The organism is Bradyrhizobium sp. NBAIM14 (assembly GCF_020193895.1).
GTDB lineage: Bacteria > Pseudomonadota > Alphaproteobacteria > Rhizobiales > Xanthobacteraceae > Bradyrhizobium > Bradyrhizobium yuanmingense.
On the sequence record NZ_JADYVQ010000032.1, the window covers coordinates 26,274 to 44,094 of the forward strand.

At 64.8% G+C, this 17,821-nt stretch carries 16 protein-coding genes and 1 pseudogene; 7 read left to right on the forward strand and 10 right to left on the reverse strand.

Annotated features, from left to right (window positions below; genetic code table 11):
* Window positions 1-3: 3 nt before the first annotated feature.
* From I6F28_RS35470 to I6F28_RS35490, 5 genes are all read right to left on the reverse strand, one after another.
* Window positions 4-243, reverse strand: a complete 240-nt coding sequence (locus tag I6F28_RS35470; RefSeq protein ID WP_036015970.1) for a DUF433 domain-containing protein — start codon at window positions 241-243, stop codon at window positions 4-6.
* A gap of 61 nt (window positions 244-304) precedes the next feature.
* Window positions 305-3,451, reverse strand: a complete 3,147-nt coding sequence (locus tag I6F28_RS35475) for an efflux RND transporter permease subunit (protein WP_036015972.1) — start codon at window positions 3,449-3,451, stop codon at window positions 305-307.
* Entirely contained in the window at window positions 3,451-4,380 is a 930-nt protein-coding gene (locus I6F28_RS35480) for an RND family efflux transporter (protein ID WP_036015974.1), read from the reverse strand. Before I6F28_RS35480 ends, I6F28_RS35475 begins: the two co-directional genes overlap by 1 nt.
* 158 nt (window positions 4,381-4,538) lie before the next feature.
* Window positions 4,539-5,210 (reverse strand): OmpA family protein, encoded by a 672-nt coding sequence (locus I6F28_RS35485; protein ID WP_036015976.1) that lies wholly within the window; start codon window positions 5,208-5,210, stop codon window positions 4,539-4,541.
* A gap of 147 nt (window positions 5,211-5,357) precedes the next feature.
* A complete protein-coding gene (locus I6F28_RS35490; RefSeq protein WP_225143616.1) occupies window positions 5,358-6,926 on the reverse strand; it encodes a caspase family protein in 1,569 nt (522 codons plus the stop codon).
* A gap of 347 nt (window positions 6,927-7,273) precedes the next feature.
* Here I6F28_RS35490 and I6F28_RS35495 point away from each other — a divergent pair, with 347 nt between their 5' ends.
* Complete coding sequence (locus tag I6F28_RS35495; RefSeq protein ID WP_036015983.1) at window positions 7,274-8,080, forward strand: N-acyl homoserine lactonase family protein; 807 nt, start codon at window positions 7,274-7,276, stop codon at window positions 8,078-8,080.
* A gap of 120 nt (window positions 8,081-8,200) precedes the next feature.
* Here I6F28_RS35495 and I6F28_RS35500 read toward each other — a convergent pair.
* From I6F28_RS35500 to I6F28_RS35510, 3 genes and pseudogenes are all read right to left on the reverse strand, one after another.
* Window positions 8,201-8,365 (reverse strand): annotated as a pseudogene (locus I6F28_RS35500) (MarR family winged helix-turn-helix transcriptional regulator); the annotation flags it as partial.
* A 37-nt stretch (window positions 8,366-8,402) separates the two neighbouring features.
* Window positions 8,403-9,122: a class I SAM-dependent methyltransferase gene (locus I6F28_RS35505; protein WP_036016344.1), complete on the reverse strand. Its 720-nt coding sequence runs from the start codon at window positions 9,120-9,122 to the stop codon at window positions 8,403-8,405.
* 88 nt (window positions 9,123-9,210) lie between these two features.
* Complete coding sequence (locus I6F28_RS35510; protein WP_225143618.1) at window positions 9,211-9,753, reverse strand: MarR family winged helix-turn-helix transcriptional regulator; 543 nt, start codon at window positions 9,751-9,753, stop codon at window positions 9,211-9,213.
* A 110-nt stretch (window positions 9,754-9,863) separates the two neighbouring features.
* Here I6F28_RS35510 and I6F28_RS35515 point away from each other — a divergent pair, with 110 nt between their 5' ends.
* The 5 genes from I6F28_RS35515 (at window position 9,864) to fahA (ending at window position 15,477) form a co-directional block, all read left to right on the forward strand.
* Entirely contained in the window at window positions 9,864-11,507 is a 1,644-nt protein-coding gene (locus I6F28_RS35515) for an FAD-dependent oxidoreductase (RefSeq protein ID WP_225143620.1), read from the forward strand.
* 8 nt (window positions 11,508-11,515) lie between these two features.
* On the forward strand, window positions 11,516-11,740 hold the full coding sequence (locus tag I6F28_RS35520) for a DUF2783 domain-containing protein (RefSeq protein ID WP_025032749.1): 225 nt from the start codon (window positions 11,516-11,518) through the stop codon (window positions 11,738-11,740).
* 22 nt (window positions 11,741-11,762) lie between these two features.
* Complete coding sequence (locus I6F28_RS35525) at window positions 11,763-12,719, forward strand: MBL fold metallo-hydrolase (protein ID WP_225143621.1); 957 nt, start codon at window positions 11,763-11,765, stop codon at window positions 12,717-12,719.
* 2 nt (window positions 12,720-12,721) lie between these two features.
* Window positions 12,722-14,068 carry a homogentisate 1,2-dioxygenase gene (gene hmgA / locus I6F28_RS35530; protein WP_225143623.1) on the forward strand — a complete coding sequence of 449 codons (1,347 nt, stop codon included), beginning with the start codon at window positions 12,722-12,724 and terminating at the stop codon, window positions 14,066-14,068.
* 140 nt (window positions 14,069-14,208) lie between these two features.
* Complete coding sequence (fahA, locus tag I6F28_RS35535; protein WP_225143625.1) at window positions 14,209-15,477, forward strand: fumarylacetoacetase; 1,269 nt, start codon at window positions 14,209-14,211, stop codon at window positions 15,475-15,477.
* Window positions 15,478-15,486: 9 nt separating this feature from the next.
* Here the strand turns inward: fahA and I6F28_RS35540 are convergent, their stop codons facing one another.
* Together I6F28_RS35540 and I6F28_RS35545 are read right to left on the reverse strand one after the other, a co-directional pair.
* Entirely contained in the window at window positions 15,487-15,798 is a 312-nt protein-coding gene (locus I6F28_RS35540; RefSeq protein ID WP_057030263.1) for a DUF1272 domain-containing protein, read from the reverse strand.
* Window positions 15,799-15,872: 74 nt separating this feature from the next.
* A complete protein-coding gene (locus tag I6F28_RS35545; RefSeq protein ID WP_036016121.1) occupies window positions 15,873-16,352 on the reverse strand; it encodes an Lrp/AsnC family transcriptional regulator in 480 nt (159 codons plus the stop codon).
* A 122-nt stretch (window positions 16,353-16,474) separates the two neighbouring features.
* Between I6F28_RS35545 and hppD the strand changes: the two genes are divergently transcribed.
* Window positions 16,475-17,593 (forward strand): 4-hydroxyphenylpyruvate dioxygenase, encoded by a 1,119-nt coding sequence (hppD, locus tag I6F28_RS35550; protein ID WP_225129939.1) that lies wholly within the window; start codon window positions 16,475-16,477, stop codon window positions 17,591-17,593.
* The last annotated feature ends 228 nt before the right edge of the window (window positions 17,594-17,821 follow it).

The following is a 17,821-nucleotide window of genomic DNA, read 5'->3' on the forward strand; positions in this document are numbered from 1 at the left end:
GTTTCACTCTTGCTCGGCGGGTGGAGACAGATCGACGGCTAGATCCTCGGCGAGGAACGCCGCGTATCGCAGTGCCTCATCGATGTCCTCGCGCTCGAGATACCGATATTCATTGAGGATCGATTCGCGCGTCTCGCCGGCCGCCAGCAGGCCGAGCAGCCGCGCAACCGGAAAACGCAGCCCGCGAATGCAAGCTTTGCCAGTGCAGACGGCAGGGTCCATCGTGATGCGCGCGAAGGCCATGCCATAGGCTAGCGGGCGCAAACGACTTGCGCCACCGTGGGCTTCCAAGCTGGCGTGGACCCTACTCCGCCGCGGGTCGTGCGATGCTCGTCGCCGCCGGCCTGGCTTCCGCCGGCGCAGCCCCATGATGGTCCGTCTCCGCATCCTCGCTGTGCACGATCAGCCGCTTGGCGAAGCGCCAGATCAGGGCGCCGAAATCGTCCATCACCATGAACATCGCGGGCACGAACACCAGCGACAGGAGGGTCGAGAAGATCAGGCCGCCGATCACCGCGAGCGCCATCGGCGAGCGGAATTCGCCGCCGGCACCGACGGCCAGGGCGCTCGGCATCATGCCCGCGGCCATGGCGATCGTGGTCATCACGATCGGACGGGCGCGCTTCATGCCGGCATCGATCATGGCCTCCTCGCGCGGCGTGCCGGCCTTGATGGACTCGATGGCGAATTCCACCAGCATGATCGCGTTCTTGGTGACGATGCCCATCAGCATCAGGATGCCGATCCACACCGGCGTGGTGAGCTGCTTGCCGGTGACGAGCAGGGCCGCGATCGCGCCGCCGATCGAGAGCGGCAGCGAGAACAGGATGGTGATCGGCTGCAGGAAGGTGCCGAACAGCAGCACCAGCACCGCATAGACCATCATCAGCCCCGCCGTGATGGCGGTCGCAAAACCCTCGGACAATTCGTTCAGGCTTTCGGCGTCACCCGAGGGCGAGACCTTCACGCCCTTCGGCAGGGTCTTCATGACCGGCAGGTCGTAGATCTTCTTGGTGGCATCGCCGAGCGCGGCGGAGCCGACGAGGTCGGCGGCAACGGTCGCCTGCCGTTCGCGATCGTAGCGGCCGATGCTGGTCGGACCCTGGTCGAGCTTGACGTCGGCGATGACCGAAAGCGGCACGCCGCCCTTCTCGCCGCGCTCGCCGAGCGGCACGCGGAGCTGCTCCAGCGTCTTCAGATCGCCGCGGGCGGCGTCCTCGAGCTGCACGCGGATCGGCACGAGGCGGTCGCCCACGTCGAACTTGGCGAGTGCCGGTCCGACGTCGCCGATGGTGGCGACACGGATGGTCTGCGACAGGCTTTCGGTGGAGACGCCGAGCCGTGCGGCGAGATCGGCGCGCGGCTCGATGCGCAGTTCGGGGCGCTCCAGCGAAGTTTCCGAGATGACGTTGGCGATGGTGGGAATGCGCTTCATCTGCGTCGCAAGCTCGCTCGCGACGTTGTTGACGATGTTGGGGTCGACGCCGGTCACCACCAGCGAGATCGCGCGCAGGCCGTTCTCGTCCAGGAACCAGAAGCGGATATCGGGAACGTTCTCCAGCTCCTGGCTGATGGAGAATTCGAGCTCGCGCTGGGTGATGTCGCGGCTGTCCTTGGGCGTGTAATTGATGATCAGGGCGGCGCGGCGCACCTCCTGGGTGCCCGGCGGGACGCGGCCGCCGTCGACGAAGATGCTCTTGACCTCGGGCCGCTTGCGTAGGCGCGCGACGATGTCCTCGGTGACCTTCTCGGTGTAGGCGAGCTGGGTACCCGGCGGCAGCTCGAGCGCAAGCAGCGAGCGCGCGCTGTCCTGGGCCGGCAGGAAGCCCTGCGGCAGCAGCGTGATGCTCCAGATCGAGGCGGCGAAGACGCCGAGCCCGATCAGCACCGTGATGAAATAGTGCTTCACCGACCAGGCCACGATGCGATGATAGGAGCGCAGGATGGGACCGGGCGGCGGCTCCTCGTGCGTACTGTGCTTGAGGAAATAGGCGGCCAGCACCGGCGTGACGAAGCGCGCGGCGAGCAGCGAGAAGAACACCTGCACCGAGACGGTGATGCCGAACTGCTTGAAGAACTGTCCGGCAATGCCGGACATGAAGCTCGCAGGCGCGAAGATGGCGATGATGGTCAGCGAGATCGCGATGACGGCGAGGCCGATCTCGTCGGCGGCCTCGAGCGCGGCCCGGTAGGGCGACTTGCCCATGTTCATGTGCCGGACGATATTCTCGATCTCGACGATGGCATCGTCGACAAGAATGCCGGTCGAGAGCGTGATGGCGAGGAAGCTGACGAGGTTCAGCGAGAAGCCGAGCAGGTCCATCGCCCAGAACGCCGGGAAGATCGACAGCGGCAGCGAGATCGCGGCGATGATGGTGGCGCGCAGGTCGCGCAGGAACAAGAGCACGATGATCACGGCGAGGATCGCGCCTTCGAACAGGGTCGAGATCGCCGCGTGGTAATTGCCGTTGGTGTATTCGACCGAGGTGTCGATCACCTTCAGGTCGACGTCGGGATAGGCGGCTTTCAGCGCGTCGATGCGCTTCTGCACGGCCTCGGCGACCTTCACGTCGCTGGCGCCCTTGGAGCGCTTGATGCCGAGCGCGACCACCGGCTCGCCGTTGAAGCGGGCGAAGGTGCGGCGGTCGGCGATGGTGTCGGTGACGGTGCCGAGATCGTCGAGCCGGACCTCGCCGCCGCCGAACAGCGGGATCATGGTGCCGGCGAGATCGCCAAGCGTCTTGGCGCCGGCGAGCGTGCGGATCGCCTGGTCGTTCTTGCCGATCTCGGCGCGGCCGCCGGCGACGTCGACATTGGTGCCGCGCAGGCTCTGGCTGACATTGACCGCGGTCAGGCCCATCGCCTGCAGGCGATCGGGATCCAGCGAGACCAGGATCTCGCGCTCGACGCCGCCGATGCGCTCGACCTGGGCGACGCCGCGCACGCCCTGCAGCGCGCGCTTGACCACGTCGTCGACGAAATAGGAGAGCTGCTCCGGCGTCTTGCCGGGCGAGATCGCGGCATAGGTCACGATCGGCAGGCCGATGACGTCGACGCGCTGGATCAGCGGCTCGGTGACGTTCTGCGGCAGGTTGGAGCGCACGCGCGTCACCGCGTCCTTGACGTCGTTGAGCGCGCGGTCGGTGTTGGTCTCGAGCGCGAACTGGATCGTGGTGACCGACAGGCCGTCGGTGATCGACGAGGTGATGTGCCTGACGCCCTCGACGCCGGAGACCGCGTCTTCAACCGTCTTGGTGACCTGAGATTCGAGCTCGGCCGGCGCTGCGCCGAACTGCGATACCGCCACCGAGATCACGGGGATGTCGGCCGAGGGCAGCCGTGTGATCGCGAGCTTGGTGAAGGACACCCAGCCGAGGACCAGCAGGATGATCGAGAAGACGACCGACGGGAGCGGATTGCGGATCGACCATGCCGAGATATTGAGAGCCATCAGCGTACCCGCGTGCGATCGAGTTCATCGGCGAACATGGTCTTGATCTGGTCGCCGTCATGGAGCGAAGAGCCGGCGTCGGCCACGACGATTTCGCCGACCTGCAGCCCTTCCAGGATTTCCGTCGCGCTGTCGGACGACAATCCGACCCGCACCTTGCGTGTCTCGACGACATTGCCCTTGACGACCTGCACCGTGAGGTGATCGATCGCGGTCTTCGGGATCGAGACGCCGCAGCTTCGCTTGGCGTCGATCGAGGCGCGAGCGAACACGCCGACCTTGAGCGAGGGGTTGTTGGCGACGCTGATGCGGACCCGCCCGAGTTGCGTGGCGCGGTCGATCTCGGGTGCAACCAGCCGGACCCGCCCGATCAGGTCGGGCGCATCGTCGCGGCTGATCCGCACGGTGGCGCCGGAGGTGAGCTTGGACATGTGCACCGCCGGGACCTGGGCGTCGAGCTCGATCTCGTTGTTGACGGCGATGCGGAACATCGGACCGGCCTGCGGCGAGGCCGGCGCGCCGACGATGGTGCGGACTTCGGTGACAAGGCCCGGCGCGGGGGCTTTCAGCGAGATCGGGCCTTGCGGGCCGGGCCGCTGCGGCTGGCCCGGAATCTGCGGCGGTGCGGTCAGGCGCGCTAGCTCCTGATTGTCGGCGACGATCGTGCCCTCGGTGACCAGGAGGTCGGTGACCCTGGAGCCTTCCTGATCGGCAACGACCACCGCCTCGCGGCGCGGTACGAAGAAGCCGGTCACCCGCACCAGATCGGAGAAGCAGGCATTGGTTGACTTCGTCACGATGACGAGCGCCTCGCTTTGCGTCTCCTTCGGCTCGGGACGCTTGCGATGCTCGAACAGATAATAGCCGATGCCGAGCGCGGCGACGAACAGCACGGTTCCGGCCGGCTTGAGGTATTCAGTCAAATTCATCGCCGGATCATCCTGACCTGGCTCACGGCCATCCGCGCGAGGCCCAAACGGAGCGCTTTTCTGACATGAAGCGGCGTCCCGCAAGGCTGCGGGACGCGCTTTGGAAACGAGACCTTACACGACATCACGACTTGTCACTGGCAATGGATTCGTCGTGCTCACTTCGATGCGGTGGTCTTGTTTTCCATGTTGACGACCTGCACGCGCCGGTTGGCCTCCGCCAGCGGCTGGTTCGGGTCCTTGAGCTTGCTCTTGCCGTAGCCGACGGTGACGAGATCGGTCGCGGAGATGCTGTACTTCTCGACCAGGTAGCGCTTGATCGAATCGGCGCGACGCTCCGAGAGGTCCTGGTTGTAGGCTTCGCCGCCGGCGGCGTCGGTATGACCGGCGACCACGAAGGTCGAGCCCTTCAGGTCCGGGCTGGTCAAGGCGCGGCCGAGCGCCTGCACCGAGGGCAGCGACTTGGCGCTGATATTGGCGGAGTTGTAGTCGAACGTGATCTCGAGATCGATGTTCGGCTTGTCCTTGGCGGCCAAGGCGATTTCCTCGCGCTCGGTCGACGACAGCGAACGCGTCGAGCGGCCGCGCACCGACTGGATCAGCTTGGAGTCGGTCGCGCTCGGTGCAGGGGCGGTCTGCGGGCCGATCGAGAGGCCGCGCGTCAAGGGCTTCTTCGGCGCCGGCGCCAGCGCGCGGACGATCTCGTCCTCGGTGACGTTCTTGCTGTTGCCGTCATCGCCCGCATATGCAGCCGAGGTCGGCAGTGACAGCGCGGCGCCGACGGTGATGATGGACAGAATCGCGGTAAGCCAATTTGCAGCCGATCTCATTCCCAGTCCCTCCTGCGCAGCCAGCTCACGTGCTCTCAAAATTCAAGCAACACGCCCCCGAAAAGGCCTGTTGCGGCATCCGCCCATTGGTCTTCCCAGGGCTGTTCAAGGTTCGAGCCTTGGACGGGGGCCCAACTCAAACAAATACTAGCGCACTCCGTAGCTTGCGAATTCCTGAACGATGTTCGGATCCATCGCCTTGGCATTGGCGATGTCCAGCGCCCCCTCCTGGGCCGAGCCGTTGCGTTGCTTGGCAAGGCCGCGTCCGTAGAGCGAGGACGTCAGGCGCGGGTTGATCTTCAGGGCCGCGTCGAAATCGGCGATCGCATTCTTCACCGCGCCTGACTTCAGATTGACGAGCCCGCGGCTGTCCAGTGCATCGACGAAGTTCGGCCGCAGCCGCAGCGCCTCGTTGCAATCCTTCAGCGCGGCCTGGAGGTCGCCGACCACGGTGCGGGTCCAGCAGCGGTTGTTGAGGGCCTCGACGTCCTTCGAATTGATCCGGAGGGTGTCGTCGAAATCCTTGATGGCGAGGCTGTAGGCGCCCTTGCTGGCATAAACCTGGCCGCGGCGGTACAGCGCGTTCACGTCGTCAGGGTTGGCGGCAATCTTGGCAGTCAGGCTCTTGATCGTGGGATCGTCAGCCAGGGCGGCAGCGCTCGGCCCACCGTCCGTGCTCGGCGCAGGAACGGGATCAACCGGCTTCACCGGCGGTGGCGGCGGGGGCAGGGCGGCCTCGATCTGCGGCCTCGGGGTGGGAGCAGGCGCGGGCGCCGGTGCCGGCGCCGCGACTGGAGCCGCAGGTGGCGGAGGCGCAGGAGCGGGAGCCGCAGCCGCGCTGTCGGCCGGCTTCGGCGGTGGTGGTGGTGTCGGCGGTGCGGGAGGGGCGGCCGGCGGGTTGTTGGCGACGACGGCCGGCGCAGCAGGAGGCGCGGGCGGCGGCGTTGCCGGACGCGATCCGCCGGCGCCCGGAATGAACGAGAAATCTTCGGCCAATGACGAGGAAATCCACGGCACCTGCTCGCCGCGCGAGGCGCGGGTGACGCCCATCTTGGTGCGGTTCAGCGTCTCCTCGGCCATCAGGTCGGGAACGCGGATTTCCTTCAGCAGCTCCTGGACGAACAGGCTGCGGTCGCCGCCGGCGTCCGAGACCACCGAGGCCAGCGCCGCCGAGTACATCACCAGCGTGCCGTTCGGGGCGATCACCGGGGTCAGGCCCGCTGAGAAGCTGCGGAACCGGCGCTCGAACGGGTTGCGCCTGGACGCATCGACCAGCGCGATCTTGACGCCGGCGCCGCGGGTGTTGAGCTCGCCGAGGACCGTCTCGAGGCTGAAACCATCGCGGCGCACGTCGGACTCGGTCCAGATCTGCGCATCCACCGGCAGCAGGTAGCTCTGGCGCGCGGACTGGATGCCGAAACCCGAGAAGAACACCAGCGCGACCGAGCCCGGCTTGATCTTGCCGTAGAGCTTGTCGAAGGCGCGGCGCATGGCGTCGCCGGTCAGATTCTCGCCGAGCTCGACCGAAAAACCGTCGCGCTTGAGCTCGTCGGCGACGGCGCGCGCATCGTTGATCGGTTCCTTCAGCGGGGCATCCGCATCCGGATATTTGGCGTTGCCGATGACCAGCGCAAAACGGTCGCCGGCCGCAAGCGAGGGGGCCGTCGGGACGAGCGAGATCAGCAAGGGCAGAAGAAAAAAGAAGCGAATTTTCATAATCAGCGCGGTCCAGCCAAAAGGCGCCGTTCCAGCTTGCGCCGCGGCGACCTTAACTTACGCTTACCTCATTATCAAACCGGGGACGGAGGGCGTCAACCGCTTGGAGATTCGACCTTATCCCGATGATGGACCGCAGCGGATGGGCATGCCGCGAGAGGGATGGATGGGGTTATCATGACGGTTCTCGGTACCTCGATGCTGTCCGGCGGACCTTAGCGCGGCCAGGGCGGGTGAAGACGTGATCGATCTCACATTGCAGCCTCGCCTCCGGGTTTGACCTTTCCTGCCGGTGGTGGCTTGGTGTGCGCGATCGTCCAAGATCCAACTCTAAAAAAAGCGAGCCCATGGGAAACGTCTACGAGATCTACGCCCTGCGCTATGCGACGATGTCGCCGCGCACCCCCCACATGAACTTCCTCCTGCCCGACCCGCATGACAGCGCGGCGCAGGACCTCGATTATTTCGTCTGGCTGATTCGAGGGCACGGCCGCGACATTCTGGTCGATACCGGCTTCAACGCCGAGGAGGCGAGCGCGCGGGCGCGCAAGCTCACGCTCAATCCCGTCGATGCGCTAGAGCGTTTCGGCGTCGCGGCGTCAGCCATTCGTGACGTCATCGTGACACATCTGCATTACGACCATGCCGGCAATCTCGACCGCTTTCCCAACGCGCGCTTCCATCTGCAGGAGCGCGAGATGGCCTACGCGACCGGACGCTGCATGTGCAACGGCCTGCTGCGCCACCCGTTCTCGGTCGAGCATGTCACGCTGATGGTGCGCCACGTCTATGGCGAGCGCGTCACCTTCTATTCCGGCGATGGCGAGGTTGCTCCCGGCGTGACCGTGCACCGCGTCGGCGGCCATTCCGACGGCTTGCAGGTGGTGAAGGTCGAGACCGCGCGCGGCGCCGTGGTGCTGGCCTCAGATGCCGCGCATTATTACGCCAATCTGCAGCGCAAGAGCCCGTTCCCAATCGTTTACAATGTCGGCGACATGGCGCAAGGCTGGGACACGATCGAGCGCCTCGCCGGTCATCCCGACAGGTTCATCCCCGGCCACGATCCGATCGTGACGGAGATCTATCCGCGCGCCAGCGATGAGGTCGATGCCTGGGCGCTGCATCTGCCGCCGTCGCGGTCGTTTGTAAAGTGACACCGTAGCGTCATTCCGGGGCGCGCGAAGCGCGAACCCGGAATCCATCTGTCGACGCAGCTGATGTCGCGATGGATTCCGGGCTCACCGCTGCGCGGCGCCCCGGAATGACAGCGGTGGCTAATACGCCTGCTTCGCATCCGCCTCTTCGCTGGTCTGGATCAGATCGAGGCTCTGCTCGATCTTGCCGAGCAGGGCCGAGAGCTGCTTGCGCTCCTGCGCCGACAGGCAGGCGAGGATCTCGTCCTCTCGCCGCAGCAATTGCGGGAACAGCTCCTCGTAGAGTTCGTCGGATGGGTTGAGACGGGAGGCGGGCGCGATGTCAACGAGCACCGGCAGGATCCCCGCAAGCAACGATATCGTGGGGAGATTTTCGAGCCGCTAGCTCCGGAGGAGAGAATACCGCCAGGTATCCTCCGCCCCCTGCGAGCTTATATGTGGCGATCTCGCGATAGTCGACGGCGGTCAACTCGCACCGCAAGAGCTCAATTGGCGTGCCATGCTTCGACGTCGGAAGCTCAAGATCGACAATTCCGACCCGCGCACCTTGCTTCAAGGCGGACGCAAGATTGTAGAGAAAGGCATAGGGTTGGGCTATCTCGTGATACATATGCACAAGGATTGCGGCGTCCAGCGAGGAAGCGGGCAGACGCGGGTCGTGTGGTTCGCCGAGCGCGAATTGCACGTTTGTCAACTTCAGAAGTTTTGTTCGCCTGGCGAGTTCGACGAGATAGTCCCGCGTGACGTCCTGGGCAACGACAGAGCCGGCGGATCCGACGAGGTGCGAGAGCCTGACCGTGTGATAGCCACTGCCTGCTCCAATGTCGCCGACAGTCATCCCTGGTTTCAGTTCAAGAGCGCGTGCGATTTGACCGGCCTCATTCAGGGCGTCGCGGCGCTCTTCGGCGGAGCGGCGCGGGCTGACGATCCGTGCGACAGGACGCTGCGGTGAGGGAAACTCGTTTGCCGCGACTCCAGGGGGAGCCAGATAACCTATGTCAGCGGCGTATGCGCGAGTTGCGGCAAACGCCACAAGGAGCATCGCTATATACCTCGCTGCCGTCACGGTCCTACCAAGCTTTCTCAACCGGGCTCCCAAAAGCTGACGTCTGCGCCTTATGGGGGGCGCCCTAATACGCCTGCTTCGCATCCGCCTCTTCGCTGGTCTGGATCAGATCGAGGCTCTGCTCGATCTTGCCGAGCAGGGCCGAGAGCTGCTTGCGCTCCTGCGCCGAGAGGCAGGCGAGGATCTCGTCCTCTCGCCGCAGCAATTGCGGGAACAGCTCCTCGTAGAGCGCGCGGCCCTTCCTGGTCAGTTGCAGGCGGAATTCGCGGCGGTCGGCTTCGTTCTCGACCCGCTCGATCAGGCCGTCGCTGAGCAGCGCCGTCACTGCGCGGCTGATGGTGGATTTGTGCGTGCGGGTGCATTGCGAAATGTATTGCGCGCTGCAGGCATCATTGCGGAAGCCGAGCGTGGCGATGACGCGCCAGGCCGGAATGTCGAGGCCGTGGCGTTCCTGATACTCGACCGACAGCGCGGAACTGACCTCCGCGGCGAGCCGATTGAGGCGGAACGGCACGAACTTGAACAAATCGAGCCGCGGCTTTGGCCGCGCCGAAGCCTCGTCGGCCGCGCGCGCTTTGAGCGCGATGTCGCTGGATGTCCTCGCCAAGGAGAGCGCTCCGAATTCTAGTTGACGGCCGGCCGGCTCCGGTCCAAAATAGTTGCACGTGAGACTATCTAGCAGATCGATCCTGTCCTGACCAGAGCCGAGGTTCGTGTATGGCGCCGGCCAATACCCCTCAAGCCAAGACCGCTCAAGCCAAGACCCAGTTCGGCTACCGCCGTCATCCCGATCAGGACCGCCTCGCCTCGAGCCCTGCGGAGCATCCGGTCGTGATCGTCGGTGCGGGCCCGGTCGGCTTGTCGCTGGCGATCGATCTTGCCCAGCGCGGCCAGCGCGTCGTGCTGCTCGATGATGCCGACCGCATCGGCGAGGGTTCGCGCGCGATCTGCTTCTCGAAACGCTCGCTGGAATATTGGGACCGGCTCGGGGTCGGCGACCGCATGGTCGAGAAGGGCGTGGTGTGGAGTGTGGGGCGGATCTTCCATGGCGCGTCGCAGCTCTATCAGTTCAATCTCCTGCCCGAAGACGGTCACAAGCGGCCGGCCTTCATCAATCTCCAGCAATATTACGCCGAGGCCTATCTGGTTGATCGCATCAACGAGCTGCCGGAGATCGACCTGCGCTGGCGCAACAAGGTGACAGCGCTCGAGCAGCGCAACGAATCCGCGCTGCTGACGATCGAGACGCCCGAGGGCGCCTACCGCCTGAATGCGCGCTATGTCGTCGCCTGCGACGGCGCGCGCTCCTCGCTGCGGCAGATGGTCGGGGCGGAATTCGCCGGCCAGGTCTTCGAGGATCAGTTCCTGATCGCCGACGTCAAGATGACCGCGGAATTTCCGACCGAGCGCTGGTTCTGGTTCGATCCGCCGTTCCATGCCGGGCGTTCGGCGCTGCTGCACCGGCAGCCCGACGATGTCTGGCGCATCGATCTCCAGCTCAATCGCTATGCCGATCCGGTCCTCGAGAAGAAGCCGGAAAACGTGCGGCCGCGGATCGCGCGCATGCTCGGCCATGACAAGTTCGAGTTCGAGTGGATTTCGCTCTACAAATTCCAATGCCGGCGGATGGACCGCTTCATCCATGGCCGCGTCATCTTCGCCGGCGATTCCGCGCATCAGGTCTCGCCCTTCGGCGCGCGTGGCGCGAACTCGGGACTCGAAGACGCAGAGAATCTGTCCTGGAAGCTCGACCGCGTGCTGCGCGGCAAATCGCCTGCGAGCCTGCTCGAGAGCTACCATGTCGAGCGCAGCATGGCGGCCGACGAGAACATCCGCGAATCCACCCGCTCGACCGACTTCATGGCGCCGAACTCGCATCAGGAGGCACGGCTGCGCAAGGCGGTGCTGTCGCTCGCCAAGGAGACCGAATTCGGCAAGCGCATGGTCAATGGCGGTCGGCTGTCGGTGCCGTGCAGCTACGATACGCCGCTGTCCTCGCTTGATGCGGATGCGTGGCGCGGTGGACCCCCGCCCGGCGGTTCGATGCTCGACGCGCCCGCCGCAACGTCCGCCGGCGAGCCGATCTATCTGACGGATGCCTTCCGCAAAGGTGGAACGGATTTCACTCTGCTGTCGTTCAGCAATGGCGCGCCGATCGATGCGCCTGATGGTATCAAGGGCATCCGCATTGGCGCCGACGGTGAATTTGCCGATCCCTCGGGCCTAATCGCAAAGCGCTACGGCGCCGTGCCGGGTGCCGCCTACCTGCTGAGGCCCGACGGTTATGTCGCGGCGCGCTTCCGTCATCCGACGCGTTCGGCGATCGCGGCGGCGCTGGCGCGAGCCGAAGGTTTGTATTGAGGTCTGGCATGCCGCTCTCCACCAGTTCGAACTTCGCGCGCCCTGACGATGCCTTCCGCGCCATCGTCGAGGCGCATCGCGGCCTGACCGAGGAGCAGAGCGCCGATTTCGACGCGGCTCTGGTGCTCATCCTCGCCAACCATATCGGCGACATCGACGTGCTGCGCGAGGCGATCGGACTCGCCAAGCGCCGCATGATCGACGGCCAGCAGCAGCAACAGCAACAACAATAACCCTGACCTGAAGGACGAATTGATGGCGAAGAACTTCGCATCCACCGGCGATCTCTCCGAGAAGAAGATCACCTTCTCCGAGATCGGCACCGATCTCTATGCCTTCACCGCCGAGGGCGATCCCAACACCGGCGTGATCGTCGGCGACGATGGCTGCCTCGTGTTCGACGCGCAGGCGACGCCGGCCATGGCGAACAAGGTGATCGAGCGGGTCCGCACGGTGACCGACAAGCCGATCAAATATGTCGTGCTGTCGCATTATCACGCCGTGCGCGTGCTGGGCGCCTCCGCCTATCACGCCCAAAGTATCGTCGCCTCGCAGGAGACTCATCGGCTGATTGCGGAGCGCGGCCAGCAGGATTGGGATTCCGAGTACGGGCGCTTTCCGCGCCTGTTCCAGGATGCGGAGAGCATTCCCGGCCTGACCTGGCCGACGCTGACCTTCGAAGGCGAGATGACGATCTATCTCGGCAAGCGCGAGGTGCGCCTGATGCAGCTCGGCGCCGGCCACACCTCGGGCGACATCGTCGGCTGGGTGCCGGATGCAGAGGTGATGTTCTCGGGCGACCTCATCGAGTATCACTCGGCCTGCTATTGCGGCGATGCGCATCTGCGAGAATGGCCGATGACGCTGAACGAGATCCGCAACTTCAATCCGAAGGCGATCGCGCCGGGCCGCGGCGATGCGCTGAAGGGCACCGCCACGGTGCGCGAGGCGATCGCGATGACGCGCGACTTCGTCACCTCGCTCTATGGCGCGGCCGAAATCTCGGTCGCCAGGGGCCACACGCTTAAGGAATCGATGGCGGCGACGCGCGAGGTGATGGATCCGAAATTCTCGAGCTTTGCCATTTACGAGCACTGTCTGCCGTTCAACGTGTCGCGCGCTTACGACGAAGCGTCCGGTATCGACGACCCCGTGATCTGGACCGACAAGCGCGATCAGGAAATGTGGGCCGCCTTGCAAGGAGGAGGATAGTCATGAACATCAATACCTCGCCTGATCAGATCATCCGCAGCTCGGCCCAGGTGACGCCGGGCTACATGTCCGGCTTCGGCAACTCTTTCGAAACCGAGGCGCTGCCGGGCGCGCTGCCGATCGGGCGCAACTCGCCGCAGCGCTGCGCCTACGGACTCTATGCCGAGCAGCTCTCGGGCTCGCCCTTCACCGCGCCGCGCGGCAGCAATGAGCGCTCCTGGCTCTACCGCATCCGCCCCTCAGTGAAGCATTCCGGCCGCTTCGAGAAGGTCGACGCCGGGCTGTGGCGTTCGGCGCCGTGCCATGAATACGACCTGCCGATCGCGCAGCTGCGCTGGGATCCGACGCCGCTGCCGAAGGAGGAGGTCACCTTCATTCAGGGCGTGCGGACCATGACGACGGCGGGGGATGTGAATACGCAGGCCGGCATGGCCGCGCATGTCTACCTCATCACCAAGTCGATGGTGGATCAGCATTTCTACGATGCCGACGGCGAGCTGATGTTCGTGCTCCAGCAGGGCAATCTGCGCCTCGTCACCGAGTTCGGCCGCATCGATGCAGAGCCCGGCGAGATCGTGGTGATCCCGCGCGGCGTCAAGTTCCGCGTCGAGATTCCGAACGGCCCGGCGCGCGGCTATCTCTGCGAAAATTACGGCGGCGCCTTCACGCTGCCGGAGCGCGGGCCGATCGGCGCCAATTGCCTCGCCAATGCGCGCGACTTCCTGACGCCGGTGGCAAACTACGAGGACAAGGATACGCCGACCGAGCTCTACGTGAAATGGGGCGGCTCGCTGTTCAAGACCACGTTGCCGCATTCGCCGATCGACGTCGTGGCCTGGCACGGCAATTACGCGCCGTACAAGTATGATCTGCGTACCTTCTCTCCCGTCGGCGCGATCGGCTTCGACCATCCCGATCCCTCGATCTTCACGGTGTTGACCTCGCCGTCGGAGACGGCGGGCACCGCGAATATCGACTTCGTGATCTTCCCGGAGCGCTGGATGGTCGCGGAAAATACCTTCCGGCCGCCCTGGTATCACATGAACATCATGAGCGAGTTCATGGGCCTGATCTACGGCGTCTACGACGCCAAGCCGCAGGGCTTCGTCCCCGGCGGCATCTCGCTGCACAATTGCATGCTGCCGCACGGCCCCGACCGCGACGCCTTCGAGCACGCCAGCAACGGCGAATTGAAGCCGGTGAAGCTGACCGGCACCATGGCCTTCATGTTCGAGACCCGCTACCCGCAGCGCGTCACCGCGCATGCGGCGAACGCCGCCACGCTCCAGGCCGATTACGCGGATTGTTGGAAGGGGTTGGAGAAGCGGTTCGATCCAGGCAAGCCGTAGTTACTTGGTCATTCCGGGATGCGCCGAAGGCGCAGGCCCGGAATCCATAACCACGATTGTGAATATGGATTCCGGGCTCGCGCTCCGCGCGCCCCGGAATGACGGCGGAGAAACTGTGAATAAACATTCGGCAGGAACCAATGCCCCACCCCAACGACCCCAGCCTCCGCTCCTTCATCGCCGTCGATCCGGGCTCGGACTTCCCGATCCAAAATCTGCCCTATGGCGTGTTCTCGACCAAGGATGGCCGTGCCCCGCGCCTCGGCGTAGCGATCGGCGACTACGTGCTCGATCTCTGGGAGCTCGAGCAAGATGGCCTGATCAGTGCGGGCGATCCGGGCACATTTGCAGGAGGACTGAACGCCCTGATGCATCTGGGTCCAAAGGTTTGGTCGAAAACCCGCGCGCGCATCAGCGAGCTCTTGCGGCACGACAATCCGGAGCTTCGCGATAACGAGCAGTTGCGCTCGCGCGCTTTCGTTCTCATGCGCGACGCGAAGCTCCACCTGCCCTTCGCCGTCTCCGGCTACACCGATTTCTATTCCTCCAAGGAGCACGCCACCAATGTCGGCGTGATGTTCCGCGGCAAGGACAATGCGCTGCAGCCGAACTGGCTGCACATGCCGATCGCCTATAACGGCCGCGCCTCCACAGTGGTCGTCTCCGGCACCAGGGTGAAGCGGCCGCGCGGGCAGCTGAAGCCGCCGAATGTGGAGCTGCCGAGCTTTGCGCCGTGCAAGCGGCTCGATTTCGAGCTGGAGATGGGTGTCGTGATCGGCCAGCCGTCGCCGATGGGCGGCATGCTCACCGAGAGCCAGGCCGAGGAGATGATCTTCGGCTTCGTGCTGCTCAACGACTGGAGCGCGCGCGACATCCAGCAATGGGAGTATGTGCCGCTCGGTCCGTTCCTGGCCAAGGCGTTTGCGACCTCGATCAGCCCCTGGGTGGTGACGCGCGAGGCGCTGGAGCCGTTCCGCCTGAACGGGCCCGAGCAGCAGCCGGTCCCGCTCGATTATCTCAAGCAGACCAAGCCGCAGAATTACGATGTCGCGCTCGACGTCTCCTTGCACGCCGCCGGCGCCAATGCGCCCGCCAGCATCAGCCGCACCAACTTCAAATACATGTATTGGTCCTCGGTGCAGCAATTGATGCACCACGCCTCCTCGGGCTGCGCCATGAATGTCGGCGATCTCTTAGGCTCCGGCACCATCTCCGGTCCTGAGAAGAACCAGCGCGGCAGCCTGCTCGAGATCAGCTGGAACGGCACCGAGCCGGTCGAGCTGCCCGGCGGCGCCAGGCGCTCGTTCCTGGAGGACGGCGACAGCCTCGTGATGCGCGGCTGGTGCCAGGGCAACGGCTACCGCGTCGGCTTCGGCGAGGTCGAGGGAACGATCGTGGCGGCGGAGTAGCGGGCCAAATCACCGTTTCTCCGGCGGCACGTCGCGCACCCGCGCGCAATGCGCCGCGACATCCTCCAGGCTGTACTTCAGATGCACCCGCTTGTCGGACGGCGCCTGCCTGGCCGTGCACACGCCCGGCCGCCATTCCTGCGCCGGCCTGATCGGCCGCGGGGCGAAGCCGCCGCCGCAATTCGGGCAGACATTGAACAGCTTGGTCTCGACGCAGTCCGCGCAGAACGTGCATTCATAGGAGCAGATCCGCGCATTGGTCGCGTCGGGCGGCAGGTCGCAATCGCAATATTCGCAGTTCGGTCGCAGCTGGAGCGCCATGTTGAATCTCCGCAACTGGAGCTGCGATCATCGCAGATCGCGTTGCCAGCGCGAATGCCATAGTTCCCTCGATTTCAGCCGGGCTTGATCTCCTTCAGCGGCAGCTTCGAGCTCTCCTTCAGCCTATCAAGCACGATCGAGGAGCGCACATGCGCCACGCTCTGGTGCGGCATCAGCACGTCATTGACGAGGTTGGACAGGCCCTTGAGATCGCGCAGCACGGCCTTGAGCACATAGTCGGCATCGCCCGTCAGCGAATACGCCTCCTGGATCTCATCGATCCGGTTCACCAGCGCGCGAAAACGCTTGGAATTGTCCGGCGAGTGGGTCGCCAGTCCCACCTGGATGAAGGCGATCACGCCGAAGCCGAGCGCCTCGCTGGAGAGGTCGGCGTGGTAGCCCGCGATCACCTTCTCCTCCTCCAGCCGCATCCGCCGCCGCGAGCATTGCGAGGCTGACAGGCCCGCGAGCTCGGCGAGCTCCTGGTTGGTGAGGCGGCCATCGTCCTGGAGCGCGCCGAGAATCCTGAGGTCGAAGGCGTCAACAGAAATCATGCGTCTTTCATCCGTTTCATGCGCGGATCGTGCATAGAATAGCCAAAGCCCGTCTCGTTTGCACGCTCATTGCGTGGCCCATGAAGGATAGTTCCCTGTCAGCAGCCATTCGGGAGAACACCATGGGACCGTTTCCGCACGATGCACCGCCGGCCACGATCACTGCCGACAACCCGATGGGCACCGACGGCTTCGAGTTCGTCGAATACGCCCATCCCAATCCGCAAGACTTGCACGCTTTGTTCAAGCTGATGGGCTATGCGCCGGTCGCGCGCCACAGAACCAAGAAGATCACGGTCTATCGCCAGGGCGACATCAACTATCTCGTCAACGAGGAGCCCGGCACGCACGGCTATGAGTTCGTCGCCGCCCACGGCCCTTGTGCGCCGTCCATGGCCTTTCGCGTCGTCGATGCCAAGGCGGCCTATGACCGTGCGATTGCGCTCGGCGCCGAGCCGGCCGATGTGTCGTCGGCGCAGAAGACGCTCGATGTGCCCGCGATCAAGGGCATCGGCGGCAGCCTGCTTTATCTGGTCGATCGTTACGGTGCCAAGGGCTCGGCCTATGACGCCGAGTTCGAATGGCTGGGCGCGCGCGATCCCAAGCCGCATGGCGCCGGCCTGTTCTATCTCGACCATCTCACCCACAACGTCCATCGCGGCCGCATGAATGTCTGGGCCGGGTTCTACGAGAAGCTGTTCAACTTCCGCCAGATCCGCTTCTTCGACATCGAGGGCCGCGCCTCCGGCCTGTTCTCGCGCGCGCTGACCAGCCCCGACGGCAAGATCCGCATTCCGATCAACGAGGACGCCGGCGAGTCCGGCCAGATCGAGGAATATCTGGAGACCTATCGCGGCGAGGGCATCCAGCACATCGCCTGCGGCTGCCGCGATATCTATCGCACCATCGAAGGGCTGCGCGAGGCCGGCCTGCCGTTCATGCCGTCGCCGCCCGACACTTATTTCGAGAAGATCGATACGCGCCTGCCCAAGCACGGAGAGGATGTCGCCCGGCTCAAGAAGAACGGCATCCTGATCGACGGCGAGGGCGTGGTCGATGGCGGCCAGACCAAGGTGCTGCTGCAGATCTTCTCGGCCAACGCAATCGGCCCGATCTTCTTCGAGTTCATTCAGCGCAAGGGCGACGACGGCTTTGGCGAGGGCAATTTCAAGGCCCTGTTCGAATCGATCGAGGAGGACCAGATCCGGCGCGGCGTGTTGAAGGTGGGGGACGCGGCGTAGGCGCGGCCGTCACGCACACTGCTGTAGGGTGGGCAAAGCGAAGCGTGCCCACGTCCTGCCCAATTGATGCGAAGACGTGGGCACGGCGCTTCGCGCCTTTGCCCACCCTTGTAATAGCGCAATCGGATATTGATTGGGGTGTTCCGAGAGGAATGGCCTGCCGGGGCTGCAACCCCGGCAGGCCGCTGGCGATCGGATCGAGCCCACCCAGAGCAGTTTGTGGCTGCC

Coding starts and splice junctions, on each gene's coding strand:
- I6F28_RS35485 (WP_036015976.1), bottom strand. CDS start 5,210: ATGAGATCGGCTGCAAATTGGCTTACCGCGATTCTGTCCATCATCACC.
- I6F28_RS35515 (WP_225143620.1), top strand. CDS start 9,864: ATGGCGCCGGCCAATACCCCTCAAGCCAAGACCGCTCAAGCCAAGACC.
- hmgA (WP_225143623.1), top strand. CDS start 12,722: ATGAACATCAATACCTCGCCTGATCAGATCATCCGCAGCTCGGCCCAG.
- I6F28_RS35475 (WP_036015972.1), bottom strand. CDS start 3,451: ATGGCTCTCAATATCTCGGCATGGTCGATCCGCAATCCGCTCCCGTCG.
- hppD (WP_225129939.1), top strand. CDS start 16,475: ATGGGACCGTTTCCGCACGATGCACCGCCGGCCACGATCACTGCCGAC.
- I6F28_RS35490 (WP_225143616.1), bottom strand. CDS start 6,926: ATGAAAATTCGCTTCTTTTTTCTTCTGCCCTTGCTGATCTCGCTCGTC.
- I6F28_RS35470 (WP_036015970.1), bottom strand. CDS start 243: ATGGCCTTCGCGCGCATCACGATGGACCCTGCCGTCTGCACTGGCAAA.
- I6F28_RS35525 (WP_225143621.1), top strand. CDS start 11,763: ATGGCGAAGAACTTCGCATCCACCGGCGATCTCTCCGAGAAGAAGATC.
- I6F28_RS35520 (WP_025032749.1), top strand. CDS start 11,516: ATGCCGCTCTCCACCAGTTCGAACTTCGCGCGCCCTGACGATGCCTTC.
- I6F28_RS35545 (WP_036016121.1), bottom strand. CDS start 16,352: ATGATTTCTGTTGACGCCTTCGACCTCAGGATTCTCGGCGCGCTCCAG.
- I6F28_RS35495 (WP_036015983.1), top strand. CDS start 7,274: ATGGGAAACGTCTACGAGATCTACGCCCTGCGCTATGCGACGATGTCG.
- fahA (WP_225143625.1), top strand. CDS start 14,209: ATGCCCCACCCCAACGACCCCAGCCTCCGCTCCTTCATCGCCGTCGAT.
- I6F28_RS35480 (WP_036015974.1), bottom strand. CDS start 4,380: ATGAATTTGACTGAATACCTCAAGCCGGCCGGAACCGTGCTGTTCGTC.
- I6F28_RS35505 (WP_036016344.1), bottom strand. CDS start 9,122: ATGCTCCTTGTGGCGTTTGCCGCAACTCGCGCATACGCCGCTGACATA.
- I6F28_RS35540 (WP_057030263.1), bottom strand. CDS start 15,798: ATGGCGCTCCAGCTGCGACCGAACTGCGAATATTGCGATTGCGACCTG.